15 protein-coding genes are annotated in these 15,271 nt (G+C 67.5%); 11 read left to right on the forward strand and 4 right to left on the reverse strand.

The features are described 5' to 3' along the window. The first annotated feature begins 83 nt into the window (after positions 1-83). Genes J3E61_RS19970 through mnmA form a run of 4 tightly spaced genes read left to right on the forward strand, consistent with a single transcriptional unit; the run spans position 84 to position 4,067 of the window. On the forward strand, positions 84-932 hold the full coding sequence (locus tag J3E61_RS19970; RefSeq protein WP_192721302.1) for a GNAT family N-acetyltransferase: 849 nt from the start codon (positions 84-86) through the stop codon (positions 930-932). Next, the gene (locus tag J3E61_RS19975) at positions 929-1,756 is read left to right on the forward strand and encodes a 1-acyl-sn-glycerol-3-phosphate acyltransferase (RefSeq protein ID WP_210084705.1); all 828 of its coding nucleotides are present in this window, start codon (positions 929-931) and stop codon (positions 1,754-1,756) included. The genes J3E61_RS19970 and J3E61_RS19975 overlap by 4 nt, the downstream gene beginning before the upstream one ends. A 47-nt stretch (positions 1,757-1,803) precedes the next feature. Further along, a complete protein-coding gene (locus J3E61_RS19980) occupies positions 1,804-3,003 on the forward strand; it encodes a cysteine desulfurase (protein WP_210084706.1) in 1,200 nt (399 codons plus the stop codon). After that, the gene (mnmA, locus tag J3E61_RS19985; RefSeq protein WP_210084707.1) at positions 3,000-4,067 is read left to right on the forward strand and encodes a tRNA 2-thiouridine(34) synthase MnmA; all 1,068 of its coding nucleotides are present in this window, start codon (positions 3,000-3,002) and stop codon (positions 4,065-4,067) included. The genes J3E61_RS19980 and mnmA overlap by 4 nt, the downstream gene beginning before the upstream one ends. Before the next feature lie 13 nt (positions 4,068-4,080). Here the strand turns inward: mnmA and J3E61_RS19990 are convergent, their stop codons facing one another. Next, positions 4,081-4,725, reverse strand: coding sequence for a sensor domain-containing protein (locus J3E61_RS19990; protein ID WP_210084708.1), 645 nt, complete (start codon positions 4,723-4,725; stop codon positions 4,081-4,083). 36 nt (positions 4,726-4,761) lie between these two features. On the opposite strand from J3E61_RS19990, the gene J3E61_RS19995 reads away from it, so the two are divergent. From J3E61_RS19995 to J3E61_RS20015, 5 genes are all read left to right on the forward strand, one after another. Beyond that, a complete protein-coding gene (locus tag J3E61_RS19995; RefSeq protein WP_210084709.1) occupies positions 4,762-5,772 on the forward strand; it encodes a methionine synthase in 1,011 nt (336 codons plus the stop codon). 69 nt (positions 5,773-5,841) lie between these two features. Beyond that, entirely contained in the window at positions 5,842-6,330 is a 489-nt protein-coding gene (locus J3E61_RS20000) for an SRPBCC family protein (protein ID WP_210084710.1), read from the forward strand. Between the two features lie 32 nt (positions 6,331-6,362). Beyond that, the gene (locus J3E61_RS20005) at positions 6,363-6,668 is read left to right on the forward strand and encodes a metalloregulator ArsR/SmtB family transcription factor (protein WP_192722402.1); all 306 of its coding nucleotides are present in this window, start codon (positions 6,363-6,365) and stop codon (positions 6,666-6,668) included. 116 nt (positions 6,669-6,784) lie between these two features. Then, on the forward strand, positions 6,785-7,423 hold the full coding sequence (locus J3E61_RS20010) for a hypothetical protein (RefSeq protein ID WP_210084711.1): 639 nt from the start codon (positions 6,785-6,787) through the stop codon (positions 7,421-7,423). A gap of 90 nt (positions 7,424-7,513) precedes the next feature. Beyond that, positions 7,514-10,093, forward strand: a complete 2,580-nt coding sequence (locus J3E61_RS20015) for a helix-turn-helix transcriptional regulator (RefSeq protein WP_210085631.1) — start codon at positions 7,514-7,516, stop codon at positions 10,091-10,093. A gap of 16 nt (positions 10,094-10,109) precedes the next feature. Here the strand turns inward: J3E61_RS20015 and J3E61_RS20020 are convergent, their stop codons facing one another. Together J3E61_RS20020 and J3E61_RS20025 are read right to left on the reverse strand one after the other, a co-directional pair. After that, on the reverse strand, positions 10,110-11,717 hold the full coding sequence (locus J3E61_RS20020; protein ID WP_210084712.1) for a 4-coumarate--CoA ligase family protein: 1,608 nt from the start codon (positions 11,715-11,717) through the stop codon (positions 10,110-10,112). Between the two features lie 11 nt (positions 11,718-11,728). Then, the gene (locus tag J3E61_RS20025) at positions 11,729-12,133 is read right to left on the reverse strand and encodes an MmcQ/YjbR family DNA-binding protein (protein WP_192721293.1); all 405 of its coding nucleotides are present in this window, start codon (positions 12,131-12,133) and stop codon (positions 11,729-11,731) included. A gap of 82 nt (positions 12,134-12,215) precedes the next feature. Between J3E61_RS20025 and ligA the strand changes: the two genes are divergently transcribed. Then, a complete protein-coding gene (gene ligA / locus J3E61_RS20030) occupies positions 12,216-14,291 on the forward strand; it encodes an NAD-dependent DNA ligase LigA (protein WP_210085632.1) in 2,076 nt (691 codons plus the stop codon). Between the two features lie 35 nt (positions 14,292-14,326). Next, positions 14,327-14,581, forward strand: a complete 255-nt coding sequence (locus J3E61_RS20035; protein ID WP_192721292.1) for a hypothetical protein — start codon at positions 14,327-14,329, stop codon at positions 14,579-14,581. A gap of 6 nt (positions 14,582-14,587) precedes the next feature. On the opposite strand, the gene J3E61_RS20040 is transcribed toward J3E61_RS20035, so the two are convergent. Further along, positions 14,588-15,241: an amino acid-binding protein gene (locus tag J3E61_RS20040; RefSeq protein WP_210084713.1), complete on the reverse strand. Its 654-nt coding sequence runs from the start codon at positions 15,239-15,241 to the stop codon at positions 14,588-14,590. Positions 15,242-15,271: the final 30 nt, after the last annotated feature.

Genomic DNA, 15,271 nt, shown 5'->3' on the forward strand with positions numbered 1-15,271 from the left:
CCGCTTCAAGTCGTCACCTAGCGCTCACGGACACGTCACCGCCGCGATGCCATCCGGAGATGCGGCTACGCGACCGTGCAGCCATGAGCACTGCTTCTGTACTCATCGCCGCAGATCCGCCGACCCTTTCCTCAGACACCCCCCGCTACACCCTGCTGTTGACCACCGATCCTGCGCTCATCGAGGCTGCGCAGCGCCTCCGTCACGATGTGTTCACCTCCGAGCCGGGTTTCGAAGTGTCGGACGCGAGCCCCGGATTCGAAGCCGGCCGTGACGCCGATCGGTTCGACGAACACTGCGATCATCTGATCGTCCGCGAGGACAACTCCGGCGAACTCGTCGGCTGCTACCGGATGCTGCCGCCGCCGGGTGCGATCGCAGCCGGAGGTCTTTACACCGCAACGGAATTCAACGTCGGAGGGCTCGACACGCTGCGGCCGTCGCTGGTCGAAATGGGCCGTGCCGTGGTGCGCGAAGACCATCGCAACGGCGGTGTGGTGCTGCTGATGTGGGCGGGCATCCTGGCCTACCTGGACCGCTGCGGCTACGACTACGTCACCGGCTGCGTGTCGGTTCCCGTCCACGGTCCCGAGGACGCGGCGCCGGGTGCCCAGATCCGCGGCGTACGCGACTTCGTGCGGCGCAGGCACGCCGCACCCGAGCAGTACACCGTGTATCCGTACCGGCCGGTGACGGTCGACGGACGCGGACTCGACGACATCGAGCCGCCACGCCGGGTCGGCGTGCCGCCGCTGATGCGCGGTTACCTGCGACTGGGCGCCCAGGTCTGCGGCGAGCCCGCCCACGACCCGGAGTTCGGCGTCGGCGACTTTCCCGCCCTGCTCGACAAGCGCAAGGCCGACGTCCGTTACCTGAAACGGCTGCGGTCGGTGGGGGCGGCGGCCGCCATGGCCGACGGGATGTCGTCATGACCGTCGAGCATTCCTGGGTGCCGCGCGCGACGTGTGACGCCAGCTGTGTGCACACCGACACCGCGGCCGGCCATTCGGTGATCGTCGCGTGGCGCATCGCTGTGCGGGCCACCTTCGCGGTCGTACTGCTTTTTGCGCTGCCGTTGCTGGCCATCCCGATGCCGGGCCGTTCGCACATCCAACGCGGTTACTGCCGGATGATGTTGCGCTGTCTCGGTGTGCGAATCACGGTGTCCGGCGGGCCTATTCGCAACCTGCGCGGCGTGCTGGTGGTCAGCGGACATGTGTCCTGGGTGGACATCTTCGCGATCGGCGCCGTGATGCCGGGCTCGTTCGTCGCCCGCGCCGACCTCATCGACTGGCCAGCCCTTGGCGTCCTGGCCCGCATCATGAAGGTCATCCCGATCGACCGGTCCAGCCTGCGACGCCTGCCCGACGTGGTGAGCACGGTCGCGGGCAGGCTGCGCGCCGGCCACACCGTGGTCGCGTTTCCCGAGGGGACAACCTGGTGCGGGCTGGCCTACGGCCCGTTCCGCCCAGCCATGTTCCAGGCGGCCGTCGACGCGGGCAGGCCTGTGCAGCCGCTGCGGTTGAGCTATCACCACCGCGACGGCCGACCCTCGACGCTGGCCGCCTACGTCGGCGACGACACCCTGATGACGTCGATCCGCCGCCTGGTCACGGCCAGACGCACGGTGGTCCACGTGCAGGTCGAGTCGCTGCAGTTGCCGGGCACATCCCGCCGTGATCTGGCGGCGCGCTGCGAGGCGGCGGTCCGCGGAGACACGGCGCGGCGCAGTCACGGGCACGCCCTGGTGGCCTGACCTCGGATTCGGGCCTGCCAGTCCGTGGCCGCTAGCATGGACTGGTTATGACCTCTCACAAGACGGTCTACCTCGATCACGCCGCAACCACCCCGATGCACCCCGCTGCCATCGAGGCGATGACGGCTGTGCTCGCGACCGTCGGCAACGCGTCGTCACTGCACGGCACGGGCCGGATGGCGCGCCGTCGGATGGAAGAAGCTCGCGAGTCGCTGGCGCAGTTGCTCGGCGCGCGCCCGTCAGAGGTGATCTTCACCGCGGGCGGCACCGAGAGCGACAACCTCGCCGTCAAGGGCATCTACTGGGCCCGCCGCGACGCCGAACCCCGACGCCGCAGGATCGTCACCACGCCCGTCGAACACCACGCGGTCCTGGACGCGGTGCAGTGGCTGGCCGAACACGAGGGCGCCGAGGTCACCTGGCTGCCGGTTGGCGATGACGGCTCCGTCTCACCAGCCGATCTGCGGGACGCGTTGCAGGCCAACGACGACGTCGCGCTGGTGTCGATCATGTGGGCCAACAACGAGGTCGGCACCATCCTGCCGATCTCCGAATTAGCAACCATCGCAGCGGAATTCGGCGTGCCGATGCACAGCGACGCGATCCAGGCCGTCGGGCAGATCCCTGTCGACTTCGCGGCGAGCGCCCTGTCGGCGATGAGCGTCGCAGCCCACAAGTTCGGCGGCCCGACCGGCGTCGGCGCCCTGCTGCTGCGGCGCGACACCAGTTGTGTGCCGCTGCTGCACGGCGGCGGCCAGGAGCGCGACGTGCGTTCCGGCACACCGGATGTCGCAGGTGCGGTCGCGATGGCCGCTGCCGCGAAGGTGGCGATCGAAGGCCTCGCCGCCAACAGTGCGCGTGTGCAGCAGCTGCGCGACCGGCTGATCGACGGTGTCCTTTCGGCGATCGACGACGTGTATCTCAACGGCGCTGCCGGTGACGCGCGGCTGCCCGGCAACACGCACTTCACCTTCCGCGGCTGCGAAGGAGATTCGCTGCTGATGCTGCTCGACGCCAAGGGTGTCGAGTGCTCGACGGGTTCGGCGTGCACCGCAGGCGTCGCACAGCCGTCACACGTATTGCTGGCGATGGGCGCCGATCCGGCCAGTGCACGCGGATCGCTGCGATTGTCGTTGGGTCACACCAGCACCGAGGCCGATGTCGACGCCGCGTTGGCTGTCCTGCCGGCCGCCGTCGATCGTGCCCGCCAGGCGGCGCTGGCCAGCGCGGGAGCTGCCGAACAATGAGGGTGCTCGTCGCGATGAGCGGCGGCGTCGACTCCTCGGTCGCCGCCGCGCGGATGGTGGACGCCGGCCACGACGTCGTCGGCGTGCATCTGGCGTTGTCTGCGGCTCCGGGCACGCTGCGCACCGGGTCGCGCGGCTGCTGCTCGAAAGAGGACGCCGGTGACGCTCGCCGCGTCGCCGATGTGCTCGACATCCCGTTCTACGTCTGGGATTTCGCCGACCGCTTCTCCGAAGACGTCATCGACGACTTCGTGGAGTCCTATGCGCGCGGCGAGACACCGAACCCGTGCGTGCGGTGTAACGAGCGAATCAAGTTCTCCGCGTTGGCCGCCCGCGCGTTGGCCCTGGGTTTTGACGCCGTCGCCACGGGTCACTACGCACGGTTGACCGACGGCCGCCTTCGCCGCGCCGTCGACGCCGACAAAGACCAGTCGTACGTGCTGGGCGTGCTGACCGCCGAGCAGTTGCGGCATGCGGTGTTCCCGATCGGTGACACCCCCAAGCCGCAGATTCGCGAGGAAGCAGCGCGTCGCGGCCTGGCGGTGGCGGAAAAGCCGGACAGCCATGACATCTGCTTCATCCCGTCGGGGGACACCCGCGCGTTCCTCGGCGCCCGCATCGGCGTGCGGCGCGGCGCGGTCGTCGACTCGGGCGGCACGGTGCTCGCCGAACACGATGGCGTGCACGGTTTTACGATCGGACAGCGCAAGGGACTCGGCATCGCGGGCCCCGGCCCGGATGGATTGCCCCGCTACGTCACCGGAATTGACGCCGAGACCGGAACCGTGCGCGTCGGCGGCAAGGCCGAGTTGGACGTGTGGACGCTCACAGGCGAGCGGCCGGTGTTCACCTCCGGCGTTGCATCAGACGGACCGGTGGAGTGCGACGTGCAGGTGCGGGCACACGGCGGCATCGTCGACGGCGTGGCCGAACTGCACGACGGGCGTCTGGTCGTCGATCTGCGCGCGCCGCTGCGCGGGGTGGCGCCGGGGCAGACGATGGTGCTCTACCGTCGCGACCCTGACGGTGACGAGGTCATCGCCAGCGCGACAATCACGCGCTAGCTCGCGCGCCGAGCTAGCCGGGCACCTTCGCCAGCATGTTCGTCAGCACGATCTCGGGCACCGAATCCGGGAACGCGCACGAGGTGACCTCGACCAAGACGACGCCCTTCACCCGATAGTCGCGGCCGCAGCCATTGCCTGGCCGCATCTGCAGTGAATCCGGTGACGCGGTCCAGTCGCCGACGAACATCGCACCCAACGGTGTGGAGGCGCAGCCGTCGGCAAGTGCAACCAAGCCTACGAAGGCACGTCGGGCCGTCGCGGGATCACGGTAAGCCGCCGCGCCCTCGGAGATCAGCCCGCCGCGGGGTGGGTTCTGAAACGTCGTCTTGTGAAATTCCTCAACGTCGGATCCGAACGTCTGCGTCTCTTCGAAGACCCATTGGCATTGCGGGGGAGTGGTTTTCGCGAGCTGGTCGATGTCGACGGGGGACTTGCCGTCCATGCTCGGGATGATCGTCAAGTCGTCGCCGGCCCCGGTGATGGCCCGCATCTGCGACTGGTCCAGCATCACCGTCTCGACATCGACCGGCGACCGGGATCCGTCGTCGATCTCGGGCGCTGCCCGCAACGCACGGCCACCGACCGTCTGAGCACAGCCCGCGGCCACCAGGACAGCCGCACAGCAGACCGTCAGCGGTCTCGGCCATACGGGCATGCGGCCAGGCTATCCGGATCGAATATCGTCAAACGAGTGAGTGTTTTCGCCGCAGCGACCGGGATCGGGTCTTGGCCGGGGTCGTCGCCGCGCGAAGCCGCCGAGATCGTCATCGGCGAGCTGCATACGCTGCCCCATCTGGTCGAATTGCCTGCCCGCGGCGTCGGGGCCGACATGATCGGGCGGGCAGGCGCACTGTTGGTCGACATCGGCATCGACACGGTGCCACGCGGGTATCGCATCGCCGGCGGCCGTAGTTCCGCTGCGCGCCGGGCCGCCAGCCTGCTCGATGAGGACATCGACGCGCTCGAAGAGGCGTGGGAGAAGGCAGGCTTGCGCGGGGGGGCGCGCACCGTGAAGGTGCAGGCGCCGGGGCCCATCACGCTTGCCGCTGCCCTTGAACTCTCCGGCGGTCACCGCGCGATCACCGACCCCGGCGCGCTGCGGGACCTGGCAGGCTCGCTTGCCGAGGGATTGGCGGTGCATCGCGCGCAGCTCGAAAAGCGCCTCGAAACTCCCGTCGTGGTGCAGTTCGACGAGCCGTCGCTGCCTGCTGCGTTGGAGGGCAGGTTGACCGGGGTGACCAGCCTGACGCCGGTGCACCCGGTCGACGAGTCGGTGGCAATCGGACTGCTGGACGACTGCGTATCCGTCGTCGGTGGTGAGGTCGCACTGCACAGCTGCGCTGCTGGGCTGCCATGGAAGGCGTTGCAGCGCAGCAGTATTCGTGCGGTGTCGATCGACGTCGGCACGCTGACTGCTGCCGACCTCGACGGGGTTGGCGACTTCGTGGACTCCGGGCGCACAGTGATGCTCGGCGTCGTCGCGCCGACCGCTCCGGAAATGCGGCCGTCAGCGGAAGAAGTCGCGCAAGCCGCGGTAGCGGTCACCGATCGCCTCGGCTTCGCACGCTCGGTGGCACGCCAGCGCATCGGCATCACGCCCGCGTGCGGACTGGCAGGCGCCACCCCCCAGTGGGCGCGCATCGCCGTCGAATTGGCGCAGAAGGCCGCCGACGCGTTCGCCGACGATCCGGACGCGATCTAATAAAAGCAACCAAAAGGTTGCGCTTCGATCCGCGTCGCGATACCGTGATAGGCAACCAGGAGGTTGCACATGAGTATGGATCGAATCGAAAAAGAAGTTGTTCTGCGGGCATCGCTTGCCCGCGTGTGGCAGGCGATCAGCAACGCCGACGAGTTCGGCCAGTGGTTCGGAGTCCGGTTCGACGGCCCATTCACCGAAGGCGCGTCGGTCACCGGGGTGATCACGCCGACGACGGTCGACGAGGACGTCGCCCGTAGGCAGCAAGAGCACGCGGGAAAGGCGGACACCTGGCAGATCGTCGCGATCGAACCGCAGCGCCGCTTGGCGTTCCGCTGGCATCCGTATCCCGGAGAGGCCGACGGATCCGAGCAGCCGACGACGTTGGTCGAGTTCACCCTCGCCGAGACCGAGGGCGGTGTGTTGCTGCGCATCGTCGAATCCGGGTTCGACCAGATTCCGGCCGAGCATCGGGCGTCGGCCTTCGAGGGCAACAGCGAAGGCTGGGCCAAGCAGACCGAACTCGTGAGCAAGTATTTGGCGCTCAGCGAGAAGGTGTGAGCACGTCCGCGGCCGGGGTTCATGCGGAGCCGCTGTCCCCGGTTTTCAATGCGCTCGGCGATCCGAATCGTCTGCGCATTGTCACGCGCTTGTGCGACGGCGGGCCGTGTTCGACGACGCAAGTCACGCAGGTGATGTCGGTCAGCAGGCAGGCGGCGACCAAGCATCTGTTGTTGCTGGAGGCGGTGGGCCTGGTGAGCAGTGAACGCCATGGCAGGGAACGTATCTGGCGGATCGAACCCAAACCCCTCGGCGATGCGAGCGACTACCTCACAGCGCTGTCGAGACGCTGGGACGCCGCCATTGACCGGTTGCGGGCTTACGTCGAAGACGAATAGCACGGCTAACGTAAATTTGCATGCATTCTGCGAAGCTCTGGCTCGACGGGGCATGGGCATGCAAGAATTCAGTCCGCATGCCTCTGCAAATCTTTGCCACTCGCAGGAGAGGAACTGTGGCCCCACCGAGCATCCGCCTAACGGCAGGTGTTGGAGTCCTGGCCGCATGCCTTTTCGTCGGCGGGCCCTGTGCGGCCGTCGCGTTTGCCGACCCTGGTGGCGGGCATTCCGGCCGCTCCGACAACAACAGCAGAAGCGGATCGAGCGGAGGTTCGCGGGGCTCGGATTACAGCGACACCGTGCGCAGCGGTGGCGGTAGTGGGGCCACCGACAGCCGTCCTTCGAGCAGAGTGGGTTCGGGCCGCGAATCCGGTACGTCCCAGGAGCGGCCCAGCAACGACTACAGCCCGGACCCGCCAGGAGAAAGCAGGTCGCCGAAGGTGACCTTCGGCGACGGTCGCACACCCGGGGTTCAGGGCCACGAGCCCGGACCACGCTGGGGCTGGGATGCCCCGCAGCCGCCTCCGCCGCCCCCGCCGCCGCAGATCATCACCGTGCCGCTGAATCCGCCGAGCGTCGCCCCCGTGGACACCCACCCGGGCGTGGTCCAGCAGTTGGTGGCGCCAACGGCGGGAGTCGCAGACCCGCTGTGGGGCGTCGCCGGGCTGCTGCTGATACCCGCCGCGGGCGCCGTCCTCGGCTACCGGCAGGCGCGAGGCGCGCACGCGGCGGCGGAACTAGGTCGCCACCCGTAGCTAGCGGTCAACTCGCTGCGCAGGCATTGCCCGCGCTTCTACGCTGCATTCGTGCGCTTTGCGTGGCCGTTGACGGGCCGCTCCGAAGAGATGCGGATCATCGATGTGGCGCTGTCTGCCGCGCATGTGTCCGGGATCGTGGTCGCCGGGGCGGCCGGCGTCGGGAAGAGCCGGATCGCGCGCGACGCGCTGTCGGCGGCAGCCACCCGGGGCCACGTGGTCCGATGGGCGGTTGGCACATCGTCGGCCCGCACGCTTCCGCTCGGTGCGTTCGCCGCGTGGGCGCCTTCGGCCGTCGCGGACCAACTCGAGCTCGTGCGCGGCGTGGTCGATGCATTGACGTCGTCCCCGCCGGGCAGCCGCGTCGTGCTGGGAATCGACGACGCGCACCTGCTCGACGACCTGTCTGCGTTCGTACTGCATCAGATTGTCCAGCGCCGCGCCGCCAAGGTGGTTCTCACCGTCCGCGACGGTGAACCGATTTCCACAGCGGTGCAAGAGCTCTGGAAGAGCGGCCAATTCGACCGGCTCGACCTGCAGCCGCTGTCGCGCGCCGAAACGACGGAGTTGCTGTCAGCGACGCTCGGCGCTTCCGTGGACCACGATGCCGCCGAACGGTTGTGGAAGCTGACGCGCGGCAATGTTCTGTACCTGCGCAACATCGTCGAGCAGGAAACAGGTGACGGGCGCCTTGCACTCCAGCGCGGATACTGGCGTTGGAGCGGTGATCCGATCCTGCCGAACAGCCTGATCGAACTCATCGAGTCGCGATTCGGCGCGCTATCGGATGCCGTGTGCGATGTTCTCGACATCGTCGCGGTGGGTGAGCCGATCGATCTGGCTGCACTGGCCCGGATCACCGATCGGCAAGCGGTCGAGGAGGCGGAGACACGCGGCCTCGTCACGCTCGACCGCGGCGACGAAGGCGTGGAAGTGCGTGCGGCGCACCCGCTCTACGCCGAGTTGCGACGCAGCAGAGCCCCATCGTCGCGGCTACGACGCTTGCGGGGATTGCTCGTCGCCGAACTGGCGGCAGGTGACAAGGACGACATCCGGCTGGTGGTGCGTCGCGCGGCGTTGAGCCTCGATTCGGACCTGGAACCGGATGCGGACCTGCTTGTCACCGCCGCGCAGGGCGCCGTGTGGCTGGCGGACCTGCCGCTGGCTGAACGGCTGTCCGATGCCGCGATTCGAGCAGCAGGTGTCGCGGAAGCGAACTTCGTTCGCGCGCATGCCTTGTCGTGGCTCAGCCGCGGCGAGGAAGCCGACAGCGCACTTGTCGACATCCCGACGGACGGCTTCACCGACAAGGACCGTGCGCGCGTTGCGTTTCTGAGGGCGACGAACATGTTGTGGACACTCGCCGATCCCGGCCGAGCGAAGCAGCTGATAGACACGGTGGCATCCACCGTGGCAATTTCAGGACGGGCCTGCGTCGATGCGTTTCTGGCCGCGTATTGGGCGGCGATGGGCAAGCCGAAGGCCGCACTGAAAGCGGCGGAAAGCGTTGTCCTGGAGCAACTACCGACCACTGTCGGCGCGGTAACCGCTTGGGCCATCACCGCCGCATCGGGCGACAGCGGGCGTCTCAACGAGGCACTGGCCGCCGCCGATGCCGGCTACGCAATCGTCGGTCGGTCCTACGAGGCAGCGCACATGCGATTCGTCATCGCCGATGCTCACATCGGCGCGCTGGTGCTGTCGGGTCGAATCGCAGAAGCCCGTGACGCTGCCGATGTGCTGAGCCGTCAAGCCGCCGACCTCCCAGGCGCGGCAAGGCTATTCAGTGGGGCAGTAGCGGCCCGCGCTGTGCTGGGGGCGGGCCGAGTCGAGAGCGCGGCTGCGATGCTCGAGCCAACCGTCGAGGCGTTGATCGGTTCGGGTGAGACCAACGGCTGGAGCTACCGGTATCAACTCCCGCGCGCCACCGCACTTGCGATCCGCGGTTCGCGCGACGAGGCCGACACAGCACTTCTGGCCTCGCAGGAGTCGCGACATCCGAGCTGGGGATGTCTGGACTACGAGTACGCGCTTGCCAGGGCGTGGGTGGCCGCCGGCCATGGAGCGATCAGCGAAGCCATCGCACTGGCCTTGAATGGTGCTGAAATAGCAAGGGAGAATTCGCAATTCGCGGCCGAGGTGATGTGCCTGCAGACCGTCACACAGTTTGGGGATCGTTCGGGCGCGGCGCGTCTGCGCGAACTCGAAGACCTGGTCGAAGGTCCACGGGTCGGCCTGGCCGCGAGGTTCGCCGCGGCATCGACCGCGTTCGACGCGTCGGGCCTCGAGGTGATTTCGGATGAATACGAACAGATGGGTGACGTGATAGCCGCCATCGACGCGGCCGCCCTTGCCGCCGTCGCGCATCGACGCGACGGTAAGGGAGGTTCGGCTTACGGGTGCGCGTCGCGGGCGGCCATGCTTGCCGAAAAGTGCGGCGGCGCGGTCACCCCGGCGCTGCGCAGGGCAGAGGAGCGGTCACCACTGTCGGATCGAGAGCGCGAGATCGTCGCGCTGATCGGAGAGGGGTTGTCCAATCGCGCGGTCGCCGCTCGACTGAGCCTTTCGGTTCGGACCATCGAGGGCCACATGTACCGGGCGATGGGAAAGACTGGCGCGGCCAGCCGCGACGAGCTCGTGGCGCTGATGCGGCAGCACTCTTCGAAATAGCTTCTGTCGAACCTGTCTAGCTCGTACGCAAGTCCTTGCGCAGGATCTTGCCGGACGCGGACTTCGGGATCGCGTCGATGAACGCGACCTGACGCACCTTCTTGTACGGAGCGACCTGGCCTGCGACGAACTCCATCACCTCGGCCTCGGTCAGCTCGGCGCCGGATTGCTTGACCACGAACGCTTTTGGCACCTCTTCGCCTTCGGCATCGTTGACCCCGATGACCGCGGCGTCGGCGATCGCGGGATGCGAGAGCAGCACCGCCTCGAGTTCGGCGGGCGGCACCTGGTAGCCCTTGTACTTGATCAGCTCCTTGAGCCGGTCGACGATGTACACACAGCCGCAGGCGTCGACCTGCGCCAAATCGCCTGTGTGCAACCAGCCGTCGTCATCGATGGTCTCATGCGTGGCCTGCTCGTTGCCGAGGTAGCCGGCCATCACATTGGGCCCCTTGAACCACAGTTCGCCGGTCTCGCTGAGACCCTCTGCGGGAAGCTCGATTTCGTCACCGGTCTCTGGATGAATCAGCTTGGATGCCGCATTGGACACCGTCCAGCCGACGGAGCTCAACGGGGCAACCATGCCCATGTTCTGCTCGCCGCCGTCGAACGGCGTGATGTGACTGACGGGGCTCAGCTCGCTCATCCCGTAGCCCTGCACCACCCGGCAGCCCAGCCGCTTCGCGACGGCATGACCGAGGTCGGCATCCAGCGGAGCGGCGCCTGACATCACGACGTTCAGCGATGACAGGTCGTACTCGTCGATCAGCGGATGTTTGGCCAGCGCGACGGCCACCGGCGGCGCGATGAACGCGATCGTGCACTTGTGGTCGGCGATGTTGCCGAGGAAGTCGCCGAGGTCGAAGCTCGGCATCACCACCAGCCGGGCCCGGGCGTGCAGCGCGGCGTTGAGCAGAACCGTCATTCCGTAGATGTGAAAGAACGGCAGCACCGCGAGGACCACGTCGTCGGGGACCATGCCGTGCAGCGGCCTGATCTGTGCGACGTTGGCCACCAAGTTGCGGTGCGTCAACATCACGCCCTTGGGGTTGCCGGTCGTGCCGGAGCTGTAGGGCAGCGCGGCCAGATGCGCTGACGGCGCGAAGCTTACGTCCGGCGCGGGCAGCCCGTTCGCCATCAGGTCGGCGCCGTTCGGATGTCCCGTTGCGTCCTGTCCCTCGCCGTCGAGCACCACCAGATCGGCGTCCGATATGCCGGCCGCCGCCGCACCCTCTTTGGCCTGGGCCAGCAGCGCCGTGACTGTCACCAGCATCTTGGCATTCGAGTCGGTCAACTGCTTGGCGATGTCCTTGGCGGTGAACAACGCGTTGATCGTGGTGGCCGTCGCGCCGGATCGCAGGATGCCGTGAAAGGCCACCGCGAAACCGGAACTGTTCGGGGACAGCAGGCCGACGACGTCGCCGACACCGATGCCTCGGCCGGCCAGCGCGCCTGCGAACGCCTCTATGCGCCCGATCATCTCGCGGTAGGTGGTCTCCCGGCCGGACTTGGCGTCGACGAGCGCGACGCGATCGAGGTCGGCGTCGGCGATGTCGCCGAACAGGAAGTCGTAGACGCTCGTCGACGGGATGTCGACTTCGGGAAAGGGGCTGGCGAAACTCAAGGTGCCTCCGATCAGACTTCGTCGAGCTGTTTGACCAGTTTCTTCGGTGCGATCAACCGGAATGACGCATCGACGAGCTCATGCACCTCGTCCCAGTCGACTTTCTTGCGTGCCGTGAAGTCCATACCCAGCCAGCCGAACGGCCCCATGTAGGCCGGGAAGAAGAAGCGGGTGTCTTGTTCGAGAGCCTTGCGGTCGCTGTCATCGACCTTGACCAGGATGGAGTAGGGGTATTGCTGGTACTCGCCCTTGACGCCGGTTTTGGCGCTGCCGCCGTACATGACGAACATCTTCGGCGCGCAGAACACCGGTCTGCCCCAGGAGATCTTCTCGAAGGCGCCCGGGAAGCCAAGGCAGATCTTTCGCACTTCCGCCAGCCCGAGGTCGTCGTCTCGGAACATGATCGGGTGCGGCATGGGAGCCAGCGTAACCGCTGCCGTTCGGGTGTCGGCCTGCTCGGATAGCCTCACCAGAGTGAGTCCGAAGAAGCCGGAAACCGTGCTTGCCGAGCAGGCCGACGAAGCCCCCGATGCCGACCTTCGCCGCCGCTGGCAGGAACTCGCCGACGAGGTGCGCGAGCATCAGTTCCGGTACTACGTGCGCGACGCGCCGATCATCTCCGACGCTGAGTTCGACAAGCTGCTGCGCGAACTACAGGGGCTCGAGGACGAGCATCCGGAACTCCGGACTCCGGATTCGCCGACGCAACTGGTCGGCGGGGCGGGGTTCGCCACCGACTTCACCCAGGCCGAGCACCTCGAACGGATGCTGTCGCTGGACAACGTCTTCTCGCCCGACGAATTGGCTGCCTGGGCCGCGCGGACCAAGAGCGAGATCGGCGAGAAGGCGCACTACCTGTGCGAGCTGAAGATCGATGGGGTCGCGCTGGCGCTGGTGTACCGCGACGGCAGGCTGGAGCGCGCCGCAACCCGCGGCGATGGCCGCACCGGTGAGGACGTCACGCTCAACGCGCGCACCATCGACGACGTGCCGGAGAAGCTCACTGGTTCCAAGGAGTTTCCGGTGCCTGCCGTCCTCGAGGTGCGCGGCGAGGTGTTCTTCAGGGTCGCCGATTTCGAGGACCTCAACGCCGGCCTGGTCGCCGACGGCAAGCCGCCGTTCGCGAACCCGCGCAACAGCGCCGCGGGCTCGCTGCGGCAGAAGAATCCAGCCGTCACCGCCCGGCGCAAGCTGCGGATGATCTGCCACGGCCTCGGCCACGCCGAGGGTTTCAAGCCCAAGTCGTTGCACGACGCCTATCGCGCGCTGGCGTCGTGGGGACTGCCCGTCTCCGAACACACCGCCCGCGTGCAGGGCATCGACGCGGTCACCGAACACATCGCCTACTGGGGTGAACACCGCCACGACGTCGAACACGAAATCGACGGCGTAGTAGTCAAAGTCGACGAGATCGCATTGCAGCGCAGGCTCGGCTCTACGTCGCGGGCACCACGCTGGGCGATCGCCTACAAGTACCCGCCGGAAGAGGCCACCACCAAGCTGCTCGACATCAAGGTCAACGTCGGACGCACCGGTCGCGTCACCCCGTTCGCGTTCATGGAGCCCGTCAAGGTGGCCGGTTCGACGGTCAGCCAGGCCACGCTGCACAACGCGTCGGAGGTCAAGCGCAAAGGTGTGCTGATCGGCGACACCGTGGTCATCCGCAAGGCCGGCGACGTGATCCCCGAGGTGCTCGGTCCCGTGGTCGATCTTCGCGACGGCAGCGAGCGCGAATTCGTCATGCCAACAACATGTCCCGAGTGCGGAACCAGGCTGGCACCGGCCAAGGAGGGTGACGCCGACATCCGCTGCCCGAACACCCGGTCGTGCCCGGCGCAGTTGCGGGAGCGGGTGTTTCACGTCGCAGGCCGCGGAGCGTTCGACATCGAGGGCCTCGGTTACGAGGCGGCGGTCGCGCTGCTGCAAGCCGGCGTCATCACCGACGAGGGCGACCTGTTCACCCTCGGCAGCGGCGACCTGCTGCGGACCGAGCTGTTCAAAACGAAGATCGGTGAACTCTCCGCAAACGGCAAGCGGCTGCTGGTGAATCTGCATGAAGCCAAGTCGAAACCGCTGTGGCGAGTGCTCGTGGCGTTGTCGATCCGGCACGTCGGGCCCACGGCTGCGCGCGCACTGGCCACCGAGTACGGCAGCCTCGAGGCGATCATGGCGGCGTCGGAAGAGGAGTTGTCGGTGGTCGAGGGTGTGGGCCCCACCATCGCCGCTGCCGTCGTCGAATGGTTCACCGTCGACTGGCATCGCGCGATCATCGACAAGTGGCGCGCCGCCGGAGTCCGCATGGCCGACGAACGTGACAGCAGCGTCGAGCGCACACTGGAGGGCCTGTCGATCGTCGTCACCGGATCGCTTCCCGCGTTCTCCCGCGACGACGCGAAGGAGGCCATCGTCGCGCGCGGCGGCAAGGCCGCCAGCTCGGTGTCGAAGAAGACCGCCTATGTGGTGGCCGGTGATTCACCTGGGTCGAAGTACGACAAGGCCGTCGAACTCGGGGTGCCGATCCTCGACGAGGACGGCTTCCGCAGGCTGTTGGAGAGCGGGCCCGACGGCGTCTGAGTTTGTCTGCCGCATCGACCGGGCACCCGCGTCCTATGGCGATATGCGATACCTGCGGCAACCACTACGACAAGTCGTTCACCGTGACCTTTCACGACGGCCGCACCGCGACGTTCGACAGCGTCGAATGCGCTGCGGTGCAACTGGCCCCGGAGTGTTTGCACTGCGGCTGCCGGATCCTCGGGCACGGCATCGAGACACCCGACGGGATCTTCTGCTGTGCGCATTGCGCGCGTAAGGACACCAATGCCGATGTCAACGACCGCTATCCGGTGCCCGCCGGGGCCTGAGGCGAGTCAGCCCAAAATCGTCGCGACGATCCCGGCCAGGTAGCCGAGCCGGGCCACCTCGGACGGACGGAACTGTGGGCCACCCGGGCGTCCCAGCACGACGGCGGTGCGGTGATCACCCAGCGGCGCAGCCGCCAGCGTGGTGTCCATGTCGCGCCACAGCTGGGGCACCCACTCGTCGTCGAGCGCCTTCGCGTGGTCGAGTGGCAGCCACGGAGTTTCGGCAGCCTGCGTTTCGGGAGCGCCCCGGCTGCCGACGACGCGCTTAGGTCCCGATTCGGTCAGCTCGATCACCGTGCACCAGCCGACGCGCAGCACCCGCGGGGCCTCGTCGACGAGCACCTGCAATCTCTTTTGCTTGCCGTCGGCGGCGGCCACATGGTCGATGAGCTCCAGCTCGCGGTGTGCCTCGAGCAGTCCGGTGTGCGGGCGGATGGCGTCGACGTACACACCGTTGAGGTTTTCGGCCGCGGTGATCAGCATGTCGGGCATCGCCCCGGCCGGTAGCTCGACCACCAGATCGTCGATCGCGTATCCGGCAGCGCGTTCGACGACGTCGAGGGACAGGATGTCGGCCCCCACCGAGCCGAGCGCCACGGCGAGTGAGCCGAGGCTGCCCGGGCGATCCTCCAGCTGGACCCGCAGCAGATACGAAGGCACGCGCACACTGTTCCACAGCACCAGCGGCTC

This window comes from Mycobacterium sp. OAE908 (assembly GCF_017872775.1).
Classification (GTDB): Bacteria; Actinomycetota; Actinomycetes; order Mycobacteriales; family Mycobacteriaceae; genus Mycobacterium.